This is a genomic window from Brachybacterium hainanense (genome assembly GCF_042434575.1).
GTDB lineage: Bacteria > Actinomycetota > Actinomycetes > Actinomycetales > Dermabacteraceae > Brachybacterium > Brachybacterium hainanense.
Genome location: NZ_JBHLSV010000062.1, coordinates 1 through 516, shown reverse-complemented (window position 1 = coordinate 516; position 516 = coordinate 1). Strand labels below are relative to the sequence as shown.

Below are 516 nucleotides of genomic sequence, written 5' to 3'. Positions count from 1 at the left end.
GAGCGCGACATCGAGTATCTGGGCCGGTTACGCAGCCACAAGGGCCTGCAAAAATTGGCGGCGCCCTACCTGAAGCGGCCCCGCGGCCGACCGCCTGAACAGCCTCGAGAATGGTGCCATGACCTTGAGTACCAAGCCGGTTCCTGGCCGGCACCACGGCGCGTCGTGCTGGTCGTGCAGGAGCGCCCCGATGACCTGCTGCTGCATGCCTTCTTCCTGGTCACCAACCTCAGCAAGTTCGACTGGCCGCCAGAGAAGGTCCTAGCACTCTATCGCAAGCGCGGCAGCGCCGAGGCGCACATGGGCGAAGTGAAGTCGGCGCTCGACGTGCACCTCTCGTCGACCGATCGCGGCGCCTCCACCGTTCAGGACGTGATGGCGCGCAACGAGGTGAGCTTGCTGCTCAGTCTCTACGCCTACCAGGTCCTGCATGGCCTGCGCTGCCTCCTGGAGCGGCAAACCCGACAAGGCTGGAGCCTGAGCCGGATGCGCGAGCAGGTGCTCAAGGTCGCCGCC

1 protein-coding gene is annotated in these 516 nt (G+C 65.9%); it reads left to right on the top strand.

The window, feature by feature from the left end; translation table 11 throughout:
- Positions 1-516, top strand: a 516-nt coding sequence (locus ACFFF6_RS19940) for a transposase (protein WP_376983273.1), incomplete at both ends; no start/stop codon positions are given.